Below are 21278 nucleotides of genomic sequence, written 5' to 3' on the forward strand. Positions count from 1 at the left end.
TGCCAGTCCGTCCCTCGTATCTCTGAATGCCGCTCACCGGCGCGCGGGCGTGTCCGGGCCCGCCACCACCGTCGTCACGCCGCGCAGGCGCAGGGCATAGCCCCCGCTGTGGCGCAGATCGGCCGATTCCAGCGCGTCGGCGCGTCGCCCGTAATTCGCCGCCACCCTGGTGAGCGTGCGCACGAAGCGCTGCGTGCGCTGCAGCACCTCATCGGCCGTGCCGCCGCCCAGCTCCAGCCCGGCGCCGCTGTCGAGCGTCAGGCGCCAGCCGCCCCGCCCCGTCAGCTCCAGCTCCTGGGCCACCATGCCCAGCGGCTCGATCACCTCCTGCAGCTGCCGGTGCATCCGCAGCACCTGCGCCGACTGGCCCTCGGGCCCACCCAGCCGGGGCATGCCCTCGTATTCAGGCTCGTCGGCGTTGGCGTCGAACACCTCGCCCTCGCTGTTGACCATGGCCGTGCCCGATTCGGGACCCCAGTGCGCCACGGCGCGGTGCTCCTGCAGCACCACGCGCAGCGTGGCTGGGAACTCCCGCCGCACTTGAGCGCTGCGCACCCAGGGCACCTGCTCGAAGGCAGCCTGGGCCGCACGCAGGTTGATGGTGAAGAAATTGCCCGACAGGCGCGGCGCCACATTGGCGCGCAGCGTGACCGCGTTGTTGTGCACCAGATCGCCCTGCACCACGATGCGCCCGATGGCCAGCGCCGGATGGCGCAGTGCCCACCAGGCGCCCGCCGCCAGCACCAGCGCGACGCAGCCCACGAACAGGACCGACGCGGTCAGGTTCATGAGCTTGACGTCCAGCGGCGCGGGCAGCGTGGGGTTCATGCAGCCACTCCTCCCACGGCGCCCGGCGGCGTGTCCAGCGTGGCGCTGGCGAGCAGGCGCAGGCACAGGTCTTCGTAGCTGATGCCGGCCGCGCGCGCGGACATGGGCACCAGCGAGTGCCCGGTCATGCCGGGCGAGGTGTTGATCTCCAGCAGGAAAGGCTGGCGGTCGCTGGCGCGCACCATGATGTCGGCGCGCGACCAGCCCCGGCAGCCCAGCGTGCGGAAGGCCTGCACCACGAGACGCTGGATGGCCTCTTCCTCGGCCTGCGGCAAACCGCTCGGGCAGTGGTACTTGGTGTCGTCGGTGAAGTACTTGTGCTGGTAGTCGTAGTTGCCCTGCGGCGCCACGATGCGGATCACCGGCAATGCATGCGCGCCAGCACCCTCGCCCAGGATGGGGCAGGTGGTTTCGTCGCCCTCGATGAACTGCTCGCACAGCACCTCGAGGTCGTAGCGCGAGGCCAGCAGGTAGGCCTGGGCGCACTGCGCGGGGTCGGTCACCTTGGTCAGGCCGATGGTGGAGCCCTCGCGCGCGGGCTTGACGATCATGGGCGCGCCCAGCGCGGCCAGGGCGGCCTCGGTTTCCTCGCTGCTGGCCACCTGGCGCCAGTCGGGCGTGGGCAGGCCCTCGGCGCGCCAGATGCGCTTGGTCATGGTCTTGTCCATGGCGATGCTCGACGCCAGCACGCCCGGGCCGGTGTAGGGAATGCCCAGCAGCTCCAGCGCGCCCTGCACCGTGCCGTCCTCGCCATGGCGGCCGTGCAGCGCGATGAAGCAGCGCGCATAGCCGGCGCGCTTGAGTTCGCACAGCTCGCTCTGCGACGGGTCGAACGCATGGGCGTCGACACCGCGCGCGCGCAGCGCCTGCAGCACGCCGGCGCCCGACATCAGCGACACCTCGCGTTCGGCCGAAGAGCCGCCCATGAGCACCGCCACCTTGCCCAGCGCGCGCACATCGATGTTTTGATCTTTTTGGCCCATTACGCCCGCCCTCCTTGCGCTGCAAGCTCTTCTTTTTGTAGCATTTCAACCAATTTTCCAGGCACCGCGCCGATCGATCCGGCGCCCATGCACAGCACCACGTCGCCGTCCCGAGCGAGGTCGGCGATGGCCTGCGGCAGCGCGGCCACGTCGTCGACGAACACCGGCTCGACGCGGCCGGCCACGCGCAGCGCGCGCGCCAGCGAGCGGCCGTCGGCCGCCACCACGGGGGCCTCGCCAGCGGCATAGACCTCGGTCAGCAGCACGGCGTCGGCGCCGCCGATGACCTTGACGAAATCCTCGAAGCAGTCGCGCGTGCGGGTGTAGCGGTGTGGCTGGAAGGCCAGCACCAGGCGCCGCCCGGCGAACGCGCCGCGCGCCGCGGCCAGCGTGGCGGCCATCTCCACGGGGTGGTGGCCGTAGTCGTCGATCACGGTGAAGTGGCCACCGCCCTGGGCGGGCAGATCGCCATAGCCCTGGAAGCGCCGGCCCACGCCCTTGAACTGGGCCAGCGCGCGCAGCACGGCTGCGTCGGGGATGTTCAGCTCCACCGCCACGGCGATGGCCGAGAGCGCGTTGAGCACGTTGTGCTCGCCCGCCAGGTTCAGCACCACGTCGAGGTCGGGCAGCGTGACGCCGTTGCGCCGCTGCACGGTGAAGTGCATTTGCGCCCCCACGGCCCGCACGTTGACGGCGCGCACCTGCGCGTCTTCCGAAAAGCCGTAGCTGGTGATGGGGCAGGACACCTCGGGCACGATCTCGCGCACGGCCGGGTTGTCGATGCACAGGATCGCCGTGCCGTAGAACGGCATGCGGTGCAGAAAATCGATAAACGCCTTCTTGAGCCGGCCGAAGTCGTGGCCGTAGGTCTCCATGTGGTCGGCGTCGATGTTGGTGACGACGGCCATCACGGGCAGCAGGTTCAGGAAGGAGGCGTCGGACTCGTCGGCCTCGACCACGATGTAGTCGCCGCTGCCGAGCTTGGCGTTGGCGCCCGCGCTGTTGAGGCGCCCGCCGATCACGAAGGTCGGGTCCAGCGCGCCCTCGGCGAGCACGCTGGTGACCAGGCTGGTGGTGGTGGTCTTGCCGTGCGTGCCGGCGATGGCGATGCCCTGCTTGAGGCGCATCAGCTCGGCCAGCATGAGGGCGCGCGGCACCACGGGAATCTTCTTCGCGCGAGCGGCCAACACCTCGGGGTTGTCGGGCGTGACGGCCGTGGACGTGACCACAGCGTCGGCGCCGTCGATGTGCGCCGGGGCGTGGCCGGTGAAGGTCTGGATGCCCAGGCCCTGCAGGCGGCGCAGCGTGGCGCTGTCGCTGAGGTCCGAGCCGGAGATGCGGTAGCCCAGGTTGAACAGCACCTCGGCGATGCCGCTCATGCCCGCGCCCCCGATGCCGACGAAATGGATGTGGCGAATAGCGTGTTTCATGCGGCCAGCTCCTCGCACGCGGTCACCACCTCGCGGGTGGCGTTGATTTTTTGCATGTTTTTGGCCTTCAGCGCCCGTTCCATGAGCGCTGTACGCTCCGTATTTTGTAGCATTTCCGCCAGCGACTGCGGCGAAAGGTCACGTTGCTGCACCAGCCAGCCGCCCCCGGACTGCACCAGGAACCGCGCGTTGTGCGTCTGGTGGTCGTCCACGGCGGCCGGGAACGGCACGAAGACCGCGGCCGCGCCCACGGCGGCGATCTCGGTGACCGTGCTCGCCCCCGCGCGGCAGACGATGATGTCGGCCTGCGCGAAGGCGCTGGCCGTGTCCTCGATGAAGGGCGTCAGTTCGGCCTGCACGCCGGCGGCCTGGTAATTGGCGCGCAACTGTTCAATCTGCGCCGCGCCGCTCTGGTGCGTGACCACGGGACGCCGCTCCGGCGGGATCAGCGCCAGCGCCTGCGGCACGATCTCGTTGAGCGCGCGCGCGCCCAGGCTGCCCCCCACCACCAGCAGGCGCAGCGGCCCGACGCGGCCGGCGAACCGTTCGGCCGGGCCTTCCTGGCGCGTGAACGCAGCGCGCAGCGGATTGCCCACCCACTGTGCCTTCTTGAGCACATCGGGGAACGCGGTGAACACCCGGTCGGCCACGCCAGCCAGCACTTTGTTGGCCATGCCGGCAACCGAGTTCTGCTCGTGCAGCACCAGCGGGCAGCCGGCCAGAACGGCCATCATGCCGCCCGGGAAACTGATGTAGCCGCCCAGGCCCACCACCACGTCGGGCCGCACGCGGCGCACCACGCGCCAGGCCTGCCAGAAGGCGCGCAGCAGGCGCAGCGGCAGCAGGGCCAGCGTGGCCAGGCCCTTGCCGCGCACGCCCGAGAAATCAATGGTCTCCAGCGCGAAGCCCTGCGCCGGCACGATGCGCGACTCCATGCTGCCCGGCGCGCCCAGCCAATGCACGCGCCAGCCGCGCGCGCGCAGCTCCTCGGCCACGGCCAGGCCCGGGAAGATGTGGCCGCCGGTGCCGCCGGCCATGATGAGGGCGACCTTGTCGCGCGCGGTGCTCATGCCGCCCCTCCCCGCTGGCGCGTGGCCGGCATGCGGCCGCTGCCGCGCATCAGCAGCTTGTTCTCGTAATCCACGCGCAGCACCACGGCGATGGCGACCAGGTTCATGAGGATGGCCGAGCCGCCGTAGCTCATGAGCGGCAGCGTCAGGCCCTTGGTGGGCAGCGCCCCTAGGTTCACGCCCATGTTGATGAAGGCCTGGAAGCCCATCCAGATGGCCACGCCCTGCGCCACGAGGCCGGAGAACACGCGGTCGAGCGCGATGGCCTGGCGGCCGATGTGCATGATGCGGCGTGTCATCCACAGGAACAGCACGATCAGCACGAGCACGCCCACCAGGCCGAACTCCTCGCCGATCACGGCGAGCAGGAAGTCGGTGTGCGCCTCGGGCAGCCAGTGGAGCTTTTCCACGCTGCCGCCCAGGCCCACGCCGAAGATCTCGCCGCGCCCAAAGGCGATGAGCGAGTGCGAGAGCTGGTAGCCCTTGCCCAGCGCATGCTCTTCGCTGAACGGGTCGAGGTACGCGAACACCCGCTCGCGCCGCCACGGCGAGCTGGCGATCATCAGCGCGAACGCGGCCACCAGGATGCCGGTGATCAGGAAGAACATGCGGGCGTTCACGCCGCCCAGGAACAGGATGCCCATAGCGATCACGGCCACGACCATGAAGGCGCCCATGTCCGGCTCGGCCAGCAGCAGCACCCCCACGATGGCCACGGCGGCGCCCATGGGGATCACGGCGCGGAAGAAGTGCTCCTTCACGTCCATCTTGCGGCACATGTAGTCGGCCGCGTAGATCAGCACGGCGAACTTGGCCAGCTCGGACGGCTGGAAGTTCATCAGACCGAGCGACAGCCAGCGGCGCGCGCCGTTGACGGCCGTGCCCACATGCGGCACCAGCACCAGCACCAGCAGCACCAGTGCGAGCACGAACAGCGCGCGCGCCGAGCGCTCCCAGGTCGCCATGGACACCTGGAACGCCAGCAGCGCGCCGACGAAGGCCACCACCAGCGCGAACAGGTGGCGCACCAGGAAATGGGTCTGCGTGATCTTGCCGAAGCGCGGGTTGTCGGGCATGGCGATCGAGGCCGAATAGACCATCACCAGCCCCCAGGCCAGCAAGGCCACCACCACCCACAGCAGCGCCTGGTCGAAGCCCAGCACGCTGGCGGGCGTGGCCGTGGTCTGGCGGTACTCGGTACCACCCACGCGCACGGGCAGCACATCGGCGGCCTTGCCCGGCAGGCCGCCGAACCAGCCGGCCATGCGCTGCAGCACGCTGCTGGAAGAGGTGGCGCCGCTCATGCCGAGCCCTCCAGGTCCTGGCCCGCGTCCTGCGCGATCTGGCGCACGGTATCGACGAACACCTGCGCGCGGTGCGCATAGTCGCGGAACATGTCCAGGCTCGCGCAGGCGGGCGACATCAGCACCGCGTCGCCCTGCGAGGCGCGCTGCGCGGCCCACTGCACGGCCTCGGGCAGCGTGGCGGCGTCGTGCAGGGGCACGCCGGTGTCCTGCAGCGCGGCGCGGATCTGCGGCGCGTCGCGCCCGATCAGCACCACGGCGCGCGCATGGCGCGCGATCGGCGCCGCCAGCGGCGCAAAGTCCTGGCCCTTGCCATCGCCGCCGAGGATGACCACGAGGCGGCGGTCGGCCCCCAGGCCGGCCAGCGCGGCCACGGTGGCGCCCACGTTGGTGCCCTTGCTGTCGTCGAAATATTCGACCTCGTTGACGATGCCCACCGGCTCCACGCGGTGCGGTTCGCCCCGGTATTCGCGCAGGCCGTAGAGCATGGCGCCGAGCGGACAACCCGCCGCCGTGGCCAGCGCCAGCGCGGCCAGGGCGTTCACGGCGTTGTGGCGGCCCCGGATGCGCAAGGCATCGGCCGGCATGAGGCGCTGGATGTGCAGCTCTTCTTCGTGCAGCTTGGAGCGCTTGACGGTTTCGTCGGCCTCCTGCGCGCGCACCAACCAGGCCATGCCGTTGACGACCTCGATGCCGAAGTCGCCCGGGCGCTGCGGCAGGTCGCCGCCGAAGGTGGCGTGGGCGCGCAGTTGCGGCCTCTGCAGCTTCACGCGCACCGGCTCGGGCAGCATGCCCATCACGGCGCCGTCCTCGCGGTTGAGCACCATGAGGCCCTTGGCACCGAAGATACGCGCCTTGGCGGCTGCGTAGGCACGCATGTCGCCATGCCAGTCCAGGTGGTCCTGCGTGACGTTGAGCACCGCGGCCGCCGTGGGCTCGAAGCCCGCCACGCCGTCAAGCTGGAAGCTCGACAGCTCCAGCACCCAGACTTCGGGCAGCTCGCCCGCGTCGATGCGCGCCGACAGCGTGTCGAGCAGCGTGGGGCCGATGTTGCCAGCCACGGCCACCGTCTTGCCAGCCTGCTCCACCAGCCGGCCGGTGAGCGAGGTGACCGTGGTCTTGCCGTTGGTGCCCGTGATGGCCAGCACCGCAGGGGCATAGCCGTGCGCCTCGCGCAGCATGCGCAATGCCGTGGAATACAGATCCAATTCACCGCCAACGCTGATCTGGTGTGCGCTGGCAGCTTCGAAAACAGGAGCAACCACGGCCGGGCTCAGGCCCGGCGAGCGGTACACCGCCGCAAGACCCTGGCCCTCCACCAGCGCGGCACCAAAGGCGCCCGCCACGAAGCGCACCAGGGGCAGTTCCTGTCGCAGCAAGTCCAGTTGCGGCGGCGCCGTGCGCGTGTCGGCCACGGTGACCTGCGCGCCGCAGCGCACGCACCAGCGCGCCATGGCCAGGCCCGAAGCGCCCAGGCCCAGGATGAGGATGTGCTGGCCCTGCAGCGGCTGCGCGCCCTCCAGCGGCCAGCCGGCCGGCACGGGGGTGGGTGCGGCGGCCTCGTGCGCCGCCTCGGGCGCGGCTGCGGCCTGCGCTTCTGCGGCGGGCTCGGCCGGGCCGGCATCGGCGAAGATTTTCGCCACGAAGGCGGCCGCGTCCTGCGCGGCCGTGAGGTTGTGCGGTACCTCCGGCAGCGCCCGGGGCGCGGCCGTCTCCTGCGGCGCCGCTGGCTGCTGCGCCGCCGGCTCCGGGGGAAGGGGATGGAGGTCGTCGTCCGGTGTCATCGCAGCTTCAGGGTGGACAGACCGATGAGGCACAGCAGCATGGTGATGATCCAGAAACGCACGACCACCTGCGTCTCCTTCCAGCCGCTCTTCTCGAAATGGTGGTGCAGCGGCGCCATCTTCAGCAGGCGCCGGCCTTCGCCGTACTTGCGCTTGGTGTACTTGAACCAGGTCACCTGCAGCATCACCGACAGCGCCTCGACGACGAAGATGCCGCCCATGATGGCCAGCACGATCTCCTGACGCACGATCACGGCGATGGTGCCCAGGGCACCGCCGAGCGCCAGCGCGCCCACGTCGCCCATGAACACCTGGGCCGGATGCGTGTTGAACCACAGGAAGGCCAGGCCCGCGCCGGCCATGGCGGCGCAGAAGATCAGCAGCTCGCCCGCGCCCGGGATGTGCGGGAAGAACAGGTACTTGGAGTACACCGAGCTGCCCGCCACGTAGGCGAAGATGCCCAGCGCCGAGCCCACCATCACCACCGGCATGATGGCCAGGCCGTCGAGGCCGTCGGTCAGGTTCACCGCGTTGCTCGAACCGACGATGACGAGGTAGGTCAGGATGACGAAGCCGAGCACGCCCAGCGGGTAGCTCACCTCCTTGAAGAACGGCAGCAGCAGGCCGGCCTTCGGGGGCAGGTTCACGTCGAAGCCCGAGCGCACCCAGGAGATGAACAGCTCCAGCACCTTGAGGTTGGAGCTTTCCGAGATGCTGAACACCAGGTAGAGCGCCGCCACCAGGCCAATGACCGACTGCCACAGGTACTTCTCGCGCGAGGGCATGCCGTTGGGATCCTTGTAGACCACCTTGCGCCAGTCATCGGCCCAGCCGATGGCGCCAAAGCCCAGCGTGACGATGAGCACGATCCAGACGAAGCGGTTGGACAGGTCGGCCCACAGCAGGGTCGAGAGCGCAATGGCCAGCAGGATCAGCACGCCGCCCATGGTCGGCGTACCGCTCTTGACGTGGTGCGTCTCCATGCCGTTGGTGCGGATGGGCTGGCCGATCTTGAGTTCGGTCAGGCGCCGGATCACGCGCGGCCCGGCGAACAGGCCGATGAGCAGCGCCGTCATGGCGCCCAGCACCGCGCGCAGCGTGAGGTACTGGAACACGCGCAGGAAGCCGAGGTCCGGCGACAGGCCTTGCAGCCATTGGGCGAGCCACATCAGCATGGCGCACCCCCAGAAATGTTGCGGTCAACGCGTCGTGCCATGGCCTGCCTTCTGCGCTGCTGCGGTTTGCTCCGCGGTGGCGGCAATCGCCTCCACCACCTGTTCCATCTTCATGAACCTCGATCCCTTCACCAGCACGCTGCCCACGGCGGGCAGCGCCTCGCGCACCGCTGCCTGCAGCGATGCCATGTCATTGAAATGCCGGGCGCCACCGAAGGCCGCCACGGCGTGGGCCGCCTGCGCGCCCAGCGCGTACAGCTGCTCGATGCCGCGTGCCCGCGCATGGGCACCCGCCTCGGCATGGAACTGCGGCCCCTGGTCGCCCACCTCGCCCATGTCGCCCAGCACCAGCAGGCGCGGCGCGGGCAGCTCGGCCAGCACGTCGATGGCGGCGCGCATGGAATCGGGGTTGGCGTTGTAGCTGTCGTCCACCACGGTGATGGCGCGCGCGCCGCTGGGCACGCTGAAGGCGCGCGAGCGCCCCTTGACCGGCGTGAACGCCGACAGGCCGCGTGCGATGGCTTCCAGCGGCACGCCCGCCGCGAGCGCGCAGGCCGTGGCGGCCAGCGCGTTGGTCACGTTGTGGCGGCCGGCGATGTGGAGCAGGCATTCCAGCGCGCCCTGGGGCGTGGCGATCCGCACCTGCCAGGCGCCCTCGCCCCAGTCGGCCTGGGTGCAGCGCACATCGCCCCCCTCGCCACCGAAGGTCAGGCCGCGGCGCGCGCCGGCCAGGCCCCGCCACAGCGGCGTGTAGGCATCGCCCGCCGGGAAGACGGCCACGCCGTCCTGCGGCAGCGCCGCGAAGACACTGCCGTTTTCCTCGGCCACGGCCTGCACCGTGTGCATGAATTCCAGGTGCTCGCGCTGCGCGTTGTTCACCAGGGCCACGGTGGGCCGGGTAATGCCGGCGAGGTAGGCGATCTCGCCGGGGTGGTTCATGCCCAACTCGACCACGCCGACGCGGTGCGCGGCGGTCAGGCGCAGCAAGGTTTGCGGCACGCCGATGGCGTTGTTCAGGTTGCCCTGGGTCGAGAAGGCGGCCTCCCGCGCATGGGCGAGCAGGATGGCGGCGATCATTTGCGTCACCGTGGTCTTGCCGTTGCTGCCGGTCACGGCGATCAACGGCAGCGCGAACTGCGCGCGCCAGCCGGCGGCAAGCAGGCCCAGGGCCTGCAGGCTGTCGGGCACCTCGATGCCAGGCAGGCCGGCCTCGGCCAATCCGCCGTGGGCGATGGCGGCCACGGCGCCAGCGGCGCGCGCCTGCGCGAGGAACTGGTTGGCGTCGTAACGCTCGCCCTTGAGGGCCACGAACAGGTCGCCGGCCGCCAGCGTGCGGGTGTCGGTGTGCACGCGCCCGGCGGCCACGGCGCCGTCGCCCACGAGCCGGGCCCGGGGTTCGTGCGGCGCGATCCAGGCCAAGGCCTGCTGCAGGCTCATCATTGCCATGTGCTGGCCCCCCGGCGCTGCAGCGCTTCGCGCGCCTGCGCCATGTCGGAGAACGGCCGGCGCACGCCGGCGGTTTCCTGGTAGTCCTCGTGGCCCTTGCCGGCGATCAGCACCACGTCCCGTGCATCGGCCTCCTGCAGCGCCAGCGCGATGGCGGCGGCGCGGTCGGGCTCGGCGCGCACGGTTTCGCCCGCGATGGTGCCCAGCAGGATCTGATGGATGATGTCCGCCGGCTGCTCGCTGCGCGGGTTGTCGCTGGTGACCACCACCCAGTCGGCATGGCGCTGCGCGCTGGCGCCCATGAGCGGACGCTTGCCCGCGTCGCGGTCGCCGCCGCAGCCGAACACGCACCAGAGCTGGCCGCCGCGCGCGCGCGCCAACGGCAGCAGGGCCAGCAGGGCCTTGTCGAGCGCGTCGGGCGTGTGGGCGTAGTCCACGGCCACCAGCGGCTGCCCGGGCGCCACCAGGCGCTCCATGCGACCGGGCACGGGCGCGAGCTGCGCGCAGGCCTGCACGGCCTCCGGCAGCGGCACGCCCAAGGCGCGCAGCCCGGCGATCACGCCGAGTAGGTTGGACACGTTGTAATCGCCGATCATGGCCGTCTGCAGCACCTGCTGCTGCGCGCCCTCGGCCACGGTGAAGCGCAGGCCGCCCTCGCCCCAGCCCACATCACGGGCACGCAGGCGCGCGTCCTGCTGCATGGAAACGCTCCACAGGTCCAGCCCGCGCCCCCGCAACGACTGGTGCAGTTGAGCGCCGTGCGGGTCGTCGATGTTGACCACGGCGGCCCGCAGGCCCGGCCAGTCGAACAACGCCAGCTTGGCCTGCCAGTAGGCATCCATGCTGGCGTGGTAGTCCAGGTGGTCCTGGGTGAAGTTGGTGAACAGGGCCACGCGGATGCGCGTGCCCGCCAGACGGTGCTCGGCCAGGCCGATCGACGAGGCCTCGATGGCACAGGTGCGCACGCCCGCATCGGCGAACTGGCGGAACGCGCGCTGCAGCCGCACCGGGTCGGGCGTGGTCATGCCGGTGGCCTCCAGCGCGTCCGGCATGCCCATGCCCAAAGTGCCCACCAGGGCGCACGGGGAAAGCGCCTCATGCTTCAAATTCGATAGCGCATGCGCGAACCACCAGGCGGTGCTGGTCTTGCCGTTGGTGCCGGTCACGGCAATCACGTCGAGCGCGTCGGTGGGCGCGCCAAACCACTCGGCGGCGATCAGGCCCGTGGCGGCCTTGAGCCGGGGCAGCGCTGCGATTTCGTCGCCACCGAAGCCGAAAGGCTGCACGCCCTCGTGCTCGACCAGGCAGGCGGTGGCGCCGCGCACCAGGGCGTCGCGCACATGGGCGCGGCCGTCGACGGCCGCTCCGGGCCAGGCGATGAAGGCGTCGCCCGGTTCGACCTGGCGGCTGTCGGTGCGCAGCGTGCCGGTGACGCGCGCGCGCAGCCACTGCACGGCCTGGGGAGCGTTCTGCAGGATCTGCATCACAGCGGCTCCTCCGCGGCGTTGGCCACGATCTGCGGCTTGACGGCCATGTCGGGCTGCGCGCCCATCATGCGCAGCGTCTGCTGCACCACCTCGCTGAAAACGGGTGCCGCCACGGCACCGCCGTAGTAAACGCCGTTGCTCGGCTCATCGACCATCACGGCGACGATGATGCGCGGCTTGTCGATGGGGGCCATGCCGGTGAACCAGGCGCGGTACTTGCCGCTGGAATAGCTCTTGCCCACCTGCTTGCGCGCCGTGCCGGACTTGCCGCCGACCGAGTAGCCCAGCGTCTGCGCCTTCTGGCCCGTGCCGCCGGGGCCGGCGGCCATCTGCAGCATCTTGCGCACTGCGTCGGCGGTCTGCGGCGAAAAGACCGGCACGCCCACGGCCGGCTCGCTGCTCTTGAGCATGGTGGCCGGAATGATCTGGCCGTTGTGCGCGAACACGGTGTACGAGCGCGCCATCTGGAACAGGCTGGCCGACAGGCCGTAGCCGTAGGACATGGTGGCCTGCTCGATCGGGCGCCAGGTCTTGTAGGGCCGCAGACGGCCACCCACGGCGCCGGGGAAACCGATCTGCGGCTTCTGGCCGAAGCCGGCGGCCGAGAACGTTTCCCACATCTCTCGCGCGGGCATCTGCATGGCCAGCTTGGTGGTTCCGACGTTGCTGGACTTCTGGATCACGCCCTCGACCGTGAGCACGCCGTAGTTGTGCGTGTCGGAAATGGTGGAGCCGGTGATGGTCAGGCGCCCCGGCGTGGTGTCCACCATGGTGCCCGGGCGCACGCGGCCGGATTCGAGCGCCAAGCCGATGGTGAACGGCTTCATGGTCGAGCCTGGCTCGAAGGTGTCGGTGATGGCGCGGTTGCGCAGCTGCTCGCCGGTCAGGTTCTGGCGCTTGTCGGGCACATAGCTGGGGTAGTTGGCCAGCGCCAGCACCTCGCCGGTGATGGCGTCGAGCACCACCACGCTGCCGCCCTTGGCCTTGTGCGCCTGCACCTGGTCGCGCAGCTTCTGGTAGGCGAAGAACTGCACCTTGCTGTCGATGGACAGCTGCATGTCGCGCCCGTCCACCGGCGGGATCACCTCGCCCACGCCCTCGACGACGCGGCCCAGGCGGTCCTTGATGACGCGGCGCGAGCCGCTCTTGCCCGCGAGCAGATCGTTGAAGGCCAGCTCCATGCCCTCCTGGCCCTTGTCCTCGACGTTGGTGAAGCCCACCACATGCGCGGCCGCCTCGCCCTCGGGATACTGGCGCTTGTACTCCTTGCGCAGGTAGATGCCCTTGACCCCGAGCGCGACGATCTGCTGGCCCACGTCCCAGTCGAGCTGGCGCTTGATCCAGACGAAGGTCTTGTCCTCGTCGGCCAGCTTGGCGTTCAGCGCCGCCAGCGGCATGTCCATGAGGCGCGCCAGTTCCTTGAGCTTGGCGCGCACCTCGGGCTTGTCCTGCTCCACATCCTCGGGAATGGCCCAGATGCTGGCCGCCGGCACGCTGGAGGCCAGGATCAGGCCGTTGCGGTCGAGGATCTTGCCGCGGTTGGCCGGCAGCTCCAGCGTGCGCGCGAAGCGCACCTCGCCCTGGCGCTGGAAAAAGTCGTTGCCAAACACCTGCACATAGGCCGCGCGCACCCCCAGGCCGATGAAGCCCAGCGCGATCACGGCCACGATGAACTTGCTGCGCCACACCGGCGTCTTGCTCGCCAGCAGGGGGCTCATGGTGTAGAGCACGCTGCGCGTCATGGCTTGCCCTCCGAGGCGGGCAGCGGGTCGGACACGTACTGCGTGATGGCGGGCGTGGCCGTGCGCATCTGCAACCGCGCGCGCGCCAGCTGCTCCACGCGCAGCGGAGTGGCCTGGGCGCGCTTCTCCACCTGCAGGCGCTCGTGCTCGGTCTCCAGGCGGCGCGCCTCGGCCACCGCGCGGTCCAGCTCGGTATAGAGCAGGCGCGATTCGTACTGCGTGCGCACCAGGTACATGGCGCTGGCCACCACGGCCAGCAGCAGCACGATGTTGAGGCGCGTCATGCGGGCACCTCGGTGCGTTCGGCCACGCGCATGACGGCGCTGCGCGCGCGCGGGTTGGCGGCCACTTCGGCGGCACCGGGCTTGACACGATCGAGCGCCTTGAGCCGCATGGGCTGGGGCGCCGCGAAGGGCGCGCGGCGGTCGTAGACCTCCTTGGAGTGCTGCGCGATGAACTGCTTGACGATGCGGTCCTCCAGCGAGTGGAAGCTGATGACCACCAGCCGCCCGCCGGGCCGCAGCACCGACAGGCTGGCCTCTAGCGCCTGTTGCAGCTCTTCAAGCTCGGCGTTGATGAAAATCCGAAGAGCCTGAAATGTGCGCGTTGCAGGGTTCTGGCCCGGCTCGCGGGTCTTGACCGCGCCAGCCACGAGATCGGCCAGCTCTGCGGTGGTTGCGAGAGGGCTGCCTTCCTGCCGCCGAGCAACAATCGCCTTTGCAATGGGGCCAGCAAACCGTTCTTCACCGTATTCACGTATCACCTCCGCAATCTGCCCGACATCGGCACTGGCCAGCCATTCGGCCACGCTCTGGCCGCGCGTGGTGTCCATGCGCATGTCCAGCGGGCCGTCGAAACGGAAACTGAACCCCCGTTCGGGGGTGTCGATCTGGGGCGAGCTCACGCCCAGGTCCATCAGCACGCCGGCCGCGCTGCCGGGCGGCAGGTCGGCCAGGTGGCGGAAACCTTCGTGTCGGATGGAAAAACGCGCATCCTGGATGCGCGCTGCTTCTTGAATGGCCTCGGGGTCCTTGTCGAACGCCAGCAGGCGCCCCTGCGGCGAGAGCCGTGAGAGGATGCGCCGCGCATGCCCTCCCCGGCCGAAGGTGCCGTCGATCCAGGTGCCCGACGGCGCCTCCCCGGCGCCCGCGAGCAGCGCATCGACCGCCTCGTCGAGCAGCACGGTGGTATGGGGTGTGGTGGGTTCCGTCACGCCGCGCCTCAGAAGGAGAAATCCTTGAACGCCTCGGGCATCTCGCCCTGCATGGCGGCGGCCTCCTGGGCCTCGTAGGCGGCCTTGTCCCACAGTTCAAGGTGGTTGCCCATGCCCAGCAGGATGGCGTCCTTGGTCAGGCCAGCGGCCTCGCGCAGCTCGGGCGAGACCAGCACGCGGCCGGTGGCGTCCATCTCGACGTCCATGGCATAGCCCATGAAGATGCGCTTCCAGCCCTGGGCCGACATGGGCAGTTGGGCGATGCGCTCGCGGAACTTCTCCCATTCGGGGCGCGGGAAGACCATCAGGCAGCCGTGCGGATGGCGGGTGATGGTGAGCTGGCCGGCGGCTTGCGCGCTCAGGGCGTCACGGTGCCGGGTCGGCACGGAAAGCCGACCCTTCGCATCCAGACTGAGCGAAGAAGCCCCTTGAAACACTGACCCACCCCTTGCTGTTGGTTGGCGCCGCACCTTCTCGGACAGGAAGGTTTTGGCACTTTTCACCACTTAATTGCACTTTTTTGCACTGTAGCAGGAAAAGCACCGCCAGCAAGGGGGGCTGCAACATCTTCTTGCAATGAAATCAAGGACTTAGGCGCGATTTCGCACCCAGCCGACACGCAAAAACCGTTACAGGGGAAGCAGTTAGAAAGCCCTGTGAAAGTAACACCTGAGGCTTGATCCATGGCAAAAAAATCCCCGCCGGAGCGGGGTCCCGGCCGAGCGCAGGGGCTCAGAGGATGAAGCGCGAGAGGTCTTCGTCCTGGCTCAGGGCCTGCAGGCGTTCGTCCACATAGGCGGCGTCCACGGTCACGGTCTGGCCGGCGCGGTGCGCGGCATCGAAGCTGACTTCGTCGAGGAGGCGCTCCATCACGGTGGACAGGCGGCGCGCGCCGATGTTCTCGGTGCGCTCGTTGACCTCGTAGGCGATGCGCGCCAGCCGCGTGATGCCCTCGGGCGTGAACTCCAGCGCCACGCCCTCGGTGGCCAGCAGGGCCTGGTACTGGCGCACGAGCGAAGCGTGCGTCTGCGTGAGGATGGCCTCGAAGTCCTGCACGGACAGCGAGCCCAGTTCCACGCGGATCGGGAAGCGCCCCTGCAGTTCGGGGATCAGGTCGCTGGGCTTGGCGAGGTGGAAGGCGCCCGAGGCGATGAACAGGATGTGGTCGGTCTTGACCATGCCGTACTTGGTGGACACGGTGGTGCCCTCCACCAGCGGCAGCAGGTCGCGCTGCACGCCCTGGCGCGAAACGTCGGCGCCGCTGGTTTCCTGGCGCGCCGCCACCTTGTCGATCTCGTCGATGAAGACAATGCCGTTCTGCTCGGCGTTCTGAATGGCGCGCAGCTTGATCTCTTCCTCGTTCACCAGCTTGCCCGCCTCTTCCTCGACAAGCTGCTTGCGCGCCTCGGCGATGGTCAGCTTGCGCGTCTTGCGCCGCTCCTGGCCCATCTGGCTGAACACGCCACGCAACTGCTCGGCCATGTCCTCCATGCCTGCGGGGCCCATGATCTCCAGCTGGGGGCGGCTTTCGGCCAGGTCGATCTCGATCTCCTTGGCGTCGAGCTGGCCCTCGCGCAGCTTCTTGCGGAACACCTGGCGCGCCGTGCTGTCGGCGGGCGCCTCGCCCGTGCGCGCGCTGGGAATCAGCACATCGAGGATGCGCTCCTCGGCCGCGTCCTCGGCGCGGGTGCGCATCTTCCTCATCTCGGCCTCGCGCGTCTGCTTGACGGCCATCTCGGCCAGGTCGCGGATGATGGCATCCACGTCCTTGCCCACGTAGCCCACCTCGGTGAACTTGGTGGCCTCGACCTTGATGAAGGGCGCATCGGCCAGGCGCGCCAGGCGGCGCGCGATCTCGGTCTTGCCCACGCCGGTGGGGCCGATCATGAGGATGTTCTTGGGCGTGATCTCGTGGCGCAGCGCCTCGGGCACCTGCTGGCGGCGCCAGCGGTTGCGCAGTGCGATGGCCACGGCACGCTTGGCGCCGGCCTGGCCGACGATGTGGCGGTCGAGTTCGGAAACGATTTCCTGGGGGGTCATGGACGACATGGGAAATTCCAATAAAAACAGCCTGCAGCGCCCATTCAACAAGCGCTATTAGCTATAAAACAAATAGCATTCGAGGCCGCTCAGAGCGTCTCGATGGTGTGGTGCATATTGGTGTAAATGCACAGCTCGCCCGCGATCGCCAGTGACTTGCGCACGATCTCCTCGGCCGACAGCTCGGTGTGGTTCAGCAGCGCCTTGGCCGCCGAATGGGCGTAGGCGCCACCCGATCCGATGGCGACGATCCCCTGTTCCGGCTCCAGCACATCGCCATTGCCGGTGATGATGAGCGAGGTTTCGTGGTCGGCGACGGCCAGCATGGCTTCGAGGCGGCGCAGCACGCGGTCGGTGCGCCAGTCCTTGGTCAGCTCGATGGCGGCGCGCGCCAGATGGCCCTGGTGCTTTTCCAGCTTGGCCTCGAAGCGCTCGAACAGCGTGAAGGCGTCGGCCGTGGCGCCGGCGAAGCCGGCCAGCACCTTGCCGTGGTGGAGCTTGCGCACCTTGCGCGCCGAGCCCTTGACGACGATGTTGCCCAGGGTGACCTGGCCATCGCCGCCGATGGCGACCTGCACGCCGTCGGCCGTCTGGCGGCGCACGCTGAGGATGGTGGTTCCATGGAACACCGGTGTGTCGTGTGAGGAGGAGTTCATAGCAGCGGCAGATGGGGGCGAGCCCCTGGTTTTGCAAGCACGCGCCCGAACTGGCGCGGCCCAGGCCAGCGACCGCCGCGCAAGGGCCGCCCCGCCGCGCTGGCGGCGTCTCCCTTCCCGCGTCGCGCGGCGAGGCGAGAGAAGGGGGAAGCGGCGCAGCCGCTCAGGGGGTTGTCCTAATTCTTGCGCGGCACCACCCAGGCGTGCTCGTTGATGCCGACCACGTTGAAGAACACCGCCACCAGGCGGTGCAGGTTCTGGAACTGGATCACGCGGCCATGGGCCTGCTGCTCGGCCGCCCAGTTGAGCACCGAGCCGGCGGCGGAAAAATCGATGCGGACCAGCAGGTCGCAGGGGATCAGCAGCGGCTGCCCCGCCGGTACATGGCCCTCCAGGGCGGTCAGCATGGGGGTGGCGTCGCCCTCGATATGGCCCGACAGCCCGGAGGCCGCCAAGGAGGCCGGCGCGCTCGGTTCCAGGGGGGCGGGCGTGGTCGAATCCTTCCAGTGCGGCCGCGCCACCAGGTCCTGCACCGGCGCGGGCGCGGAAACGGGCTCGGCGTTGACCGAGCCATCGCTGTAGCCGCAGCGCGGCTGCGCCCACGATGGCGGCGACACCTCGTAGGTCACGCAGTAGTCCAGCGCCACCATCTCGAATTCGTCCGGCCGGCCCATGAAGCGCAGGGCCGCCATGCGCAGGCGCCACCACTCGGGGTTCACGCCCCGGTCCCCGGACGGGGCACTCGCCTCCATCAGCGCCTGCAGGGTGTCGGCCCCGACGAAGACGATCTGGGTGTCCAAATCGGCCCAGCGCGTGAATTCGTTGGCCAGCGCCGTCAGGGCCGCGTCGTCGATGCTGGTGATACGCGACCAGGTCAGCGTCCAGGGCGAGGACGCCCGCGCCAGGGAGGCCTGCAGTGCCGCCACCGACTGCAGGGTGAGCGCCGGGGGCGCGTTCCAGCTGAAATCGCGCCGTGCAGGCACGGGGGTGTCCTGCACCACGGTGGCCAGCCCCAGCTGCTCGGGCATGGAGAACCACAGCGGCGCGGAGCGCGAGAAACGGGCGGCGAAATCGATGGCCAGGGCGTCGAAACGGTCTTGCTGGCCGGTGGCCCGGTACAGGTCGAACAGCGTCATCCAGATGTCGAACTGCTGGTCCGGGTCGTCCTGTGCATGCCGCGTCAGCACGTCGAGCAGGCCGGCCTCGGCCCCGGCATGGTCGCCGTTGGCGAAGCGGATGGCTGCCTCTTCGAGGTCGGGTTCGTGCACGAATTCCTCCATTACGGGTGCGGGCTCGGCCGCCGGCCGCGGCGCACCCGCCGCGGATGGCTGCGCGGACCGTCCTGTCAGCGCCTGCGACGCCGTCGCGCCGAAACCCTCGATGGGCATGCTGTCGTCCGCGAACAGGGGCTCGGCCGCGGGCTGCGGCGCCAGTGGCATGTGCAACGGCAGCGGCGCCGTGGGCGCATAGGCGCGCGCGGCCGTCTGGGCATCGTCCGCCGCGCCCTCGGCGCCCGGCGGCTCGCCCTGCACGGTGGCATCGCCATTCTGCTTGCTCTTCCACCACTGCATCGACATCTGCGCCTCGATCTCGTCGATCTTCTTGATCGTCCCGGCGCGGTCATCGGGCGAGGTGAGGCTGCTCTGGAAGAACGAGGGGCGGGCCGCGGGGTCTTCGGTACGCTGGCCCGTCAGGGCGTCGCGCTGCCGCAGCTTGCGCAACTGGTCGAACTCCCGGCGGCGCACGAAGTCGTTGCGCCGCTTGCGCTCGATCATCTCCTTGAGCATCTGCTTGCTGTACTGGCTCTCCCGGTCCTCCTGGATGGAGTCGAGATCGGACCAGTTGACGGTGGGGTTGCGCACGAACCGCACCATCTTGGACAGGAGGCCGCCGTCGGAGGAGGGGGAGTCTTCCTTGCTCATGAGGGTGCTTCGTCAGGGGTGCCGCAGCTGCACGGATGCCGGAAGGAGATCAGTCGCCGAACATCTTCTGCTTGAGTTCGCGGCGCTGCTGCGCTTCGAGCGACAGGGTGGCCGTGGGGCGCGCCAGCAGGCGGCCGACGCCGATGGGCTCGCCGGTTTCGTCGCAGTAGCCGTAGTCGCCCGCGTCGATGCGCGCGATGGACTGCTCGATCTTCTTGAGCAGCTTGCGCTCACGGTCGCGCGTGCGCAGTTCCAGGGCGTGCTCTTCCTCGATGGTGGCGCGGTCGGCCGGATCGGGCACGACCACGGTGTCCTCGCGCAGGTGCTCGGTGGTCTCGCCAGCGTTGTTGTGCATGTCCTGCTTGAGCAGCACCAGCTTGTGGCGGAAGAACGCCATCTGCTTGTCGTTCATGTACTCGCTGTCGGGCATGGCCAGCACCTCGGCGTCGGTCAGCTCTTCAACGGACTTGGTCTTCCAGTTGTTCGCCAGCTTGGCGTCTTTCTTGGGGGAGGCGATGGGGGGCGACACTTGCAGGGTGGTGGGCATGGTATTGGTATAGCTCGCTTTGGCAGCGGTCGAGGCAACCGACTGCGCCATGGATGGTACGGTCAATTGGGTCAGGCGGGAAGAAGGCCGAGTGCTGCGCACCGGTACCTGCTGGGTGACCGCTGGCGACGCGGGGGCGGCCGTCTTGGCAGTCGCCTTGGCGGCGCCTGCTTTCGTGGCGGCCGAAGGGGCCTTGGTGGCCGCCTTGGGTTTGCTGGTTTCGGCTTTCACTTCCTGTCTCCTCGCGGTTCGGGCGGACCCGCGCAGCGGGTGGGGGACGCTGGCGGGAGGGTGAATGAATAGTATGCCCTTGTCTTCACCGGGGCGCGATTGTATCGACACCCGCTGACAGGGACGGAAGCGTTGCGAATTGCCCACAACCCCGCCGTTCCACGCGCGGTCCCGGGGTCAGGCCAGGCACTGGTCCAGTCCCTGCATCAGGATGTCGCGCGGCAGTTCGATGCCGATGAACACCATCTTGCTCTGGCGCGTCTCGCCCGCGGCCCACTCGGGACCCAGGTCGCTGCCCATGAGCTGGTGCACCCCCTGGAAGATGACCTTGCGCTCGGTGCCCTTCATGTGCAGCACGCCCTTGTAGCGCAGCATGCGCGGGCCATAGATATTGACGATGGCACCCAGGAAATCCTCCAGCTTGGCCGGATCGAAGGGGCGCTCGGCGCGGTAGACGAAGCTCTTGACGTCGTCGTCATGGTGGTGGTGGCGGCCATGCTGGTGCGAGGGATGGTCGCAATGCTCGCCATGCGCATGGCCGTGGTGGTGGTGCCCGTGGTCATGGTCGTGGTCGCAGTGGCCGTGCGCATGGTCACAGTGGCTGTGGTCGTCCGCGCCCTCCTCCTTGAGGAAATCGGGATCGATGTCGAGTTTGGTGTTGAGGTTGAAGCCGCGCAGGTCCAGCACCTCGTTCAGCGGCACCTCGCCGAAATGCACGGCCTTGATCGGCGCGCGCGGGTTCATGTGCTTGAGGCGGTGGACCAGGGCGTCCTGCTCGTCGGGCGTCACCAGGTCGGCCTTGGACAGGAAGATCTGGTCGGCGAAGCCCACCTGGCGGCGCGCCTCCTGGCGGTCGTCGAGCTGCTGGTGCGCGTGCTTGGCATCCACCAGCGTGATGATGGAGTCGATGAGGTAGGTCTCGGCGATCTCCTCGTCCATGAAGAAGGTCTGCGCCACCGGGCCGGGGTCGGCCAGGCCGGTGGTCTCGATGACCACGCGGTCGAAGGCCAGCAGGCCCTTGCGGCGCTTGGCGGCCAGCAGCTGCAGCGTCTCGCGCAGGTCTTCGCGGATGGTGCAGCAGATGCAGCCGTTGCTCATCTGGATGATCTGCTCCTTCGTGTCGGCCACGAGGATGTCGTTGTCGATGTTCTCTTCGCCGAATTCGTTCTCGATGACGGCGATCTTCTGGCCGTGGGCCTCGGAGAGCAGGCGCTTGAGCAGCGTGGTCTTGCCCGAGCCCAGGAAGCCGGTCAGGATGGTGGCGGGAATGAGGGACATGGAGAGCCTTGGGAAATGCGGTGGCGCCGGCACCGTGGGGCGTCGGCGGGGTATCGGGTTCAGGGATGGGAGCAGTTTAGCGGGGCTGTCAAGCTGCGCTGGCGGTGCGGCCTTCTGGTATTCAAAGCTTTTTCATGCCGTG

Annotated in this window: 18 protein-coding genes; all 18 read right to left on the bottom strand. The window is 69.2% G+C overall.

Annotated elements, in window-relative coordinates; all coding sequences use genetic code 11:
* Positions 1-33 precede the first annotated feature (33 nt).
* Positions 34-828, bottom strand: coding sequence for a cell division protein FtsQ/DivIB (locus D8S75_RS03130; protein WP_119964495.1), 795 nt, complete (start codon positions 826-828; stop codon positions 34-36).
* Positions 825-1811 carry a D-alanine--D-alanine ligase gene (locus D8S75_RS03135; protein ID WP_119964496.1) on the bottom strand — a complete coding sequence of 329 codons (987 nt, stop codon included), beginning with the start codon at positions 1809-1811 and terminating at the stop codon, positions 825-827. Before D8S75_RS03135 ends, D8S75_RS03130 begins: the two co-directional genes overlap by 4 nt.
* Positions 1811-3241 (bottom strand): UDP-N-acetylmuramate--L-alanine ligase, encoded by a 1431-nt coding sequence (murC, locus tag D8S75_RS03140; protein WP_119964497.1) that lies wholly within the window; start codon positions 3239-3241, stop codon positions 1811-1813. The genes D8S75_RS03135 and murC overlap by 1 nt, the downstream gene beginning before the upstream one ends.
* Positions 3238-4311: an undecaprenyldiphospho-muramoylpentapeptide beta-N-acetylglucosaminyltransferase gene (gene murG, locus D8S75_RS03145; protein WP_119964498.1), complete on the bottom strand. Its 1074-nt coding sequence runs from the start codon at positions 4309-4311 to the stop codon at positions 3238-3240. Before murG ends, murC begins: the two co-directional genes overlap by 4 nt.
* A complete protein-coding gene (gene ftsW / locus D8S75_RS03150) occupies positions 4308-5615 on the bottom strand; it encodes a putative lipid II flippase FtsW (RefSeq protein ID WP_119964499.1) in 1308 nt (435 codons plus the stop codon). The genes murG and ftsW overlap by 4 nt, the downstream gene beginning before the upstream one ends.
* Positions 5612-7399, bottom strand: coding sequence for a UDP-N-acetylmuramoyl-L-alanine--D-glutamate ligase (gene murD / locus D8S75_RS03155; RefSeq protein ID WP_119964500.1), 1788 nt, complete (start codon positions 7397-7399; stop codon positions 5612-5614). The genes ftsW and murD overlap by 4 nt, the downstream gene beginning before the upstream one ends.
* Positions 7396-8574, bottom strand: a complete 1179-nt coding sequence (mraY, locus tag D8S75_RS03160) for a phospho-N-acetylmuramoyl-pentapeptide-transferase (protein WP_119964501.1) — start codon at positions 8572-8574, stop codon at positions 7396-7398. Before mraY ends, murD begins: the two co-directional genes overlap by 4 nt.
* Positions 8575-8598: 24 nt before the next feature.
* A complete protein-coding gene (locus tag D8S75_RS03165) occupies positions 8599-10020 on the bottom strand; it encodes a UDP-N-acetylmuramoyl-tripeptide--D-alanyl-D-alanine ligase (RefSeq protein WP_232828862.1) in 1422 nt (473 codons plus the stop codon).
* Complete coding sequence (locus tag D8S75_RS03170) at positions 10011-11504, bottom strand: UDP-N-acetylmuramoyl-L-alanyl-D-glutamate--2,6-diaminopimelate ligase (RefSeq protein WP_119964503.1); 1494 nt, start codon at positions 11502-11504, stop codon at positions 10011-10013. Before D8S75_RS03170 ends, D8S75_RS03165 begins: the two co-directional genes overlap by 10 nt.
* Positions 11504-13249, bottom strand: coding sequence for a peptidoglycan D,D-transpeptidase FtsI family protein (locus tag D8S75_RS03175; RefSeq protein ID WP_119964504.1), 1746 nt, complete (start codon positions 13247-13249; stop codon positions 11504-11506). The genes D8S75_RS03170 and D8S75_RS03175 overlap by 1 nt, the downstream gene beginning before the upstream one ends.
* On the bottom strand, positions 13246-13533 hold the full coding sequence (gene ftsL / locus D8S75_RS03180; RefSeq protein WP_119964505.1) for a cell division protein FtsL: 288 nt from the start codon (positions 13531-13533) through the stop codon (positions 13246-13248). The genes D8S75_RS03175 and ftsL overlap by 4 nt, the downstream gene beginning before the upstream one ends.
* Positions 13530-14462 (bottom strand): 16S rRNA (cytosine(1402)-N(4))-methyltransferase RsmH, encoded by a 933-nt coding sequence (gene rsmH / locus D8S75_RS03185; RefSeq protein ID WP_119964506.1) that lies wholly within the window; start codon positions 14460-14462, stop codon positions 13530-13532. The genes ftsL and rsmH overlap by 4 nt, the downstream gene beginning before the upstream one ends.
* 8 nt (positions 14463-14470) lie before the next feature.
* Entirely contained in the window at positions 14471-14899 is a 429-nt protein-coding gene (mraZ, locus tag D8S75_RS03190) for a division/cell wall cluster transcriptional repressor MraZ (protein ID WP_119964507.1), read from the bottom strand.
* A 295-nt stretch (positions 14900-15194) separates the two neighbouring features.
* A complete protein-coding gene (hslU, locus tag D8S75_RS03195; protein WP_119964508.1) occupies positions 15195-16511 on the bottom strand; it encodes an ATP-dependent protease ATPase subunit HslU in 1317 nt (438 codons plus the stop codon).
* A gap of 80 nt (positions 16512-16591) precedes the next feature.
* Positions 16592-17158, bottom strand: a complete 567-nt coding sequence (hslV, locus tag D8S75_RS03200; RefSeq protein ID WP_119964509.1) for an ATP-dependent protease subunit HslV — start codon at positions 17156-17158, stop codon at positions 16592-16594.
* Positions 17159-17334: 176 nt separating this feature from the next.
* Positions 17335-19080, bottom strand: coding sequence for an STAS domain-containing protein (locus D8S75_RS03205; RefSeq protein ID WP_119964510.1), 1746 nt, complete (start codon positions 19078-19080; stop codon positions 17335-17337).
* Between the two features lie 49 nt (positions 19081-19129).
* Entirely contained in the window at positions 19130-19858 is a 729-nt protein-coding gene (gene dksA, locus D8S75_RS03210) for an RNA polymerase-binding protein DksA (protein WP_119964511.1), read from the bottom strand.
* 177 nt (positions 19859-20035) lie between these two features.
* Entirely contained in the window at positions 20036-21136 is a 1101-nt protein-coding gene (locus D8S75_RS03215) for a CobW family GTP-binding protein (protein WP_119964512.1), read from the bottom strand.
* Positions 21137-21278 lie beyond the last annotated feature (142 nt).

The sequence above is a fragment of the Simplicispira lacusdiani genome (assembly GCF_003604195.1).
GTDB classification, from domain to species: Bacteria; Pseudomonadota; Gammaproteobacteria; order Burkholderiales; family Burkholderiaceae_C; genus Simplicispira; species Simplicispira lacusdiani.

What these genes read in the sequence shown, in the direction of transcription:
- D8S75_RS03175 (WP_119964504.1), bottom strand. Translation starts at nt 13,249, where the DNA reads ATGACGCGCAGCGTGCTCTACACCATGAGCCCCCTGCTGGCGAGCAAG.
- D8S75_RS03170 (WP_119964503.1), bottom strand. Translation starts at nt 11,504, where the DNA reads ATGCAGATCCTGCAGAACGCTCCCCAGGCCGTGCAGTGGCTGCGCGCG.
- D8S75_RS03205 (WP_119964510.1), bottom strand. Translation starts at nt 19,080, where the DNA reads ATGAGCAAGGAAGACTCCCCCTCCTCCGACGGCGGCCTCCTGTCCAAG.
- D8S75_RS03165 (WP_232828862.1), bottom strand. Translation starts at nt 10,020, where the DNA reads ATGGCAATGATGAGCCTGCAGCAGGCCTTGGCCTGGATCGCGCCGCAC.
- hslV (WP_119964509.1), bottom strand. Translation starts at nt 17,158, where the DNA reads ATGAACTCCTCCTCACACGACACACCGGTGTTCCATGGAACCACCATC.
- mraY (WP_119964501.1), bottom strand. Translation starts at nt 8,574, where the DNA reads ATGCTGATGTGGCTCGCCCAATGGCTGCAAGGCCTGTCGCCGGACCTC.
- D8S75_RS03215 (WP_119964512.1), bottom strand. Translation starts at nt 21,136, where the DNA reads ATGTCCCTCATTCCCGCCACCATCCTGACCGGCTTCCTGGGCTCGGGC.
- murG (WP_119964498.1), bottom strand. Translation starts at nt 4,311, where the DNA reads ATGAGCACCGCGCGCGACAAGGTCGCCCTCATCATGGCCGGCGGCACC.
- murC (WP_119964497.1), bottom strand. Translation starts at nt 3,241, where the DNA reads ATGAAACACGCTATTCGCCACATCCATTTCGTCGGCATCGGGGGCGCG.
- hslU (WP_119964508.1), bottom strand. Translation starts at nt 16,511, where the DNA reads ATGTCGTCCATGACCCCCCAGGAAATCGTTTCCGAACTCGACCGCCAC.
- D8S75_RS03135 (WP_119964496.1), bottom strand. Translation starts at nt 1,811, where the DNA reads ATGGGCCAAAAAGATCAAAACATCGATGTGCGCGCGCTGGGCAAGGTG.
- ftsL (WP_119964505.1), bottom strand. Translation starts at nt 13,533, where the DNA reads ATGACGCGCCTCAACATCGTGCTGCTGCTGGCCGTGGTGGCCAGCGCC.
- ftsW (WP_119964499.1), bottom strand. Translation starts at nt 5,615, where the DNA reads ATGAGCGGCGCCACCTCTTCCAGCAGCGTGCTGCAGCGCATGGCCGGC.
- D8S75_RS03130 (WP_119964495.1), bottom strand. Translation starts at nt 828, where the DNA reads ATGAACCCCACGCTGCCCGCGCCGCTGGACGTCAAGCTCATGAACCTG.
- murD (WP_119964500.1), bottom strand. Translation starts at nt 7,399, where the DNA reads ATGACACCGGACGACGACCTCCATCCCCTTCCCCCGGAGCCGGCGGCG.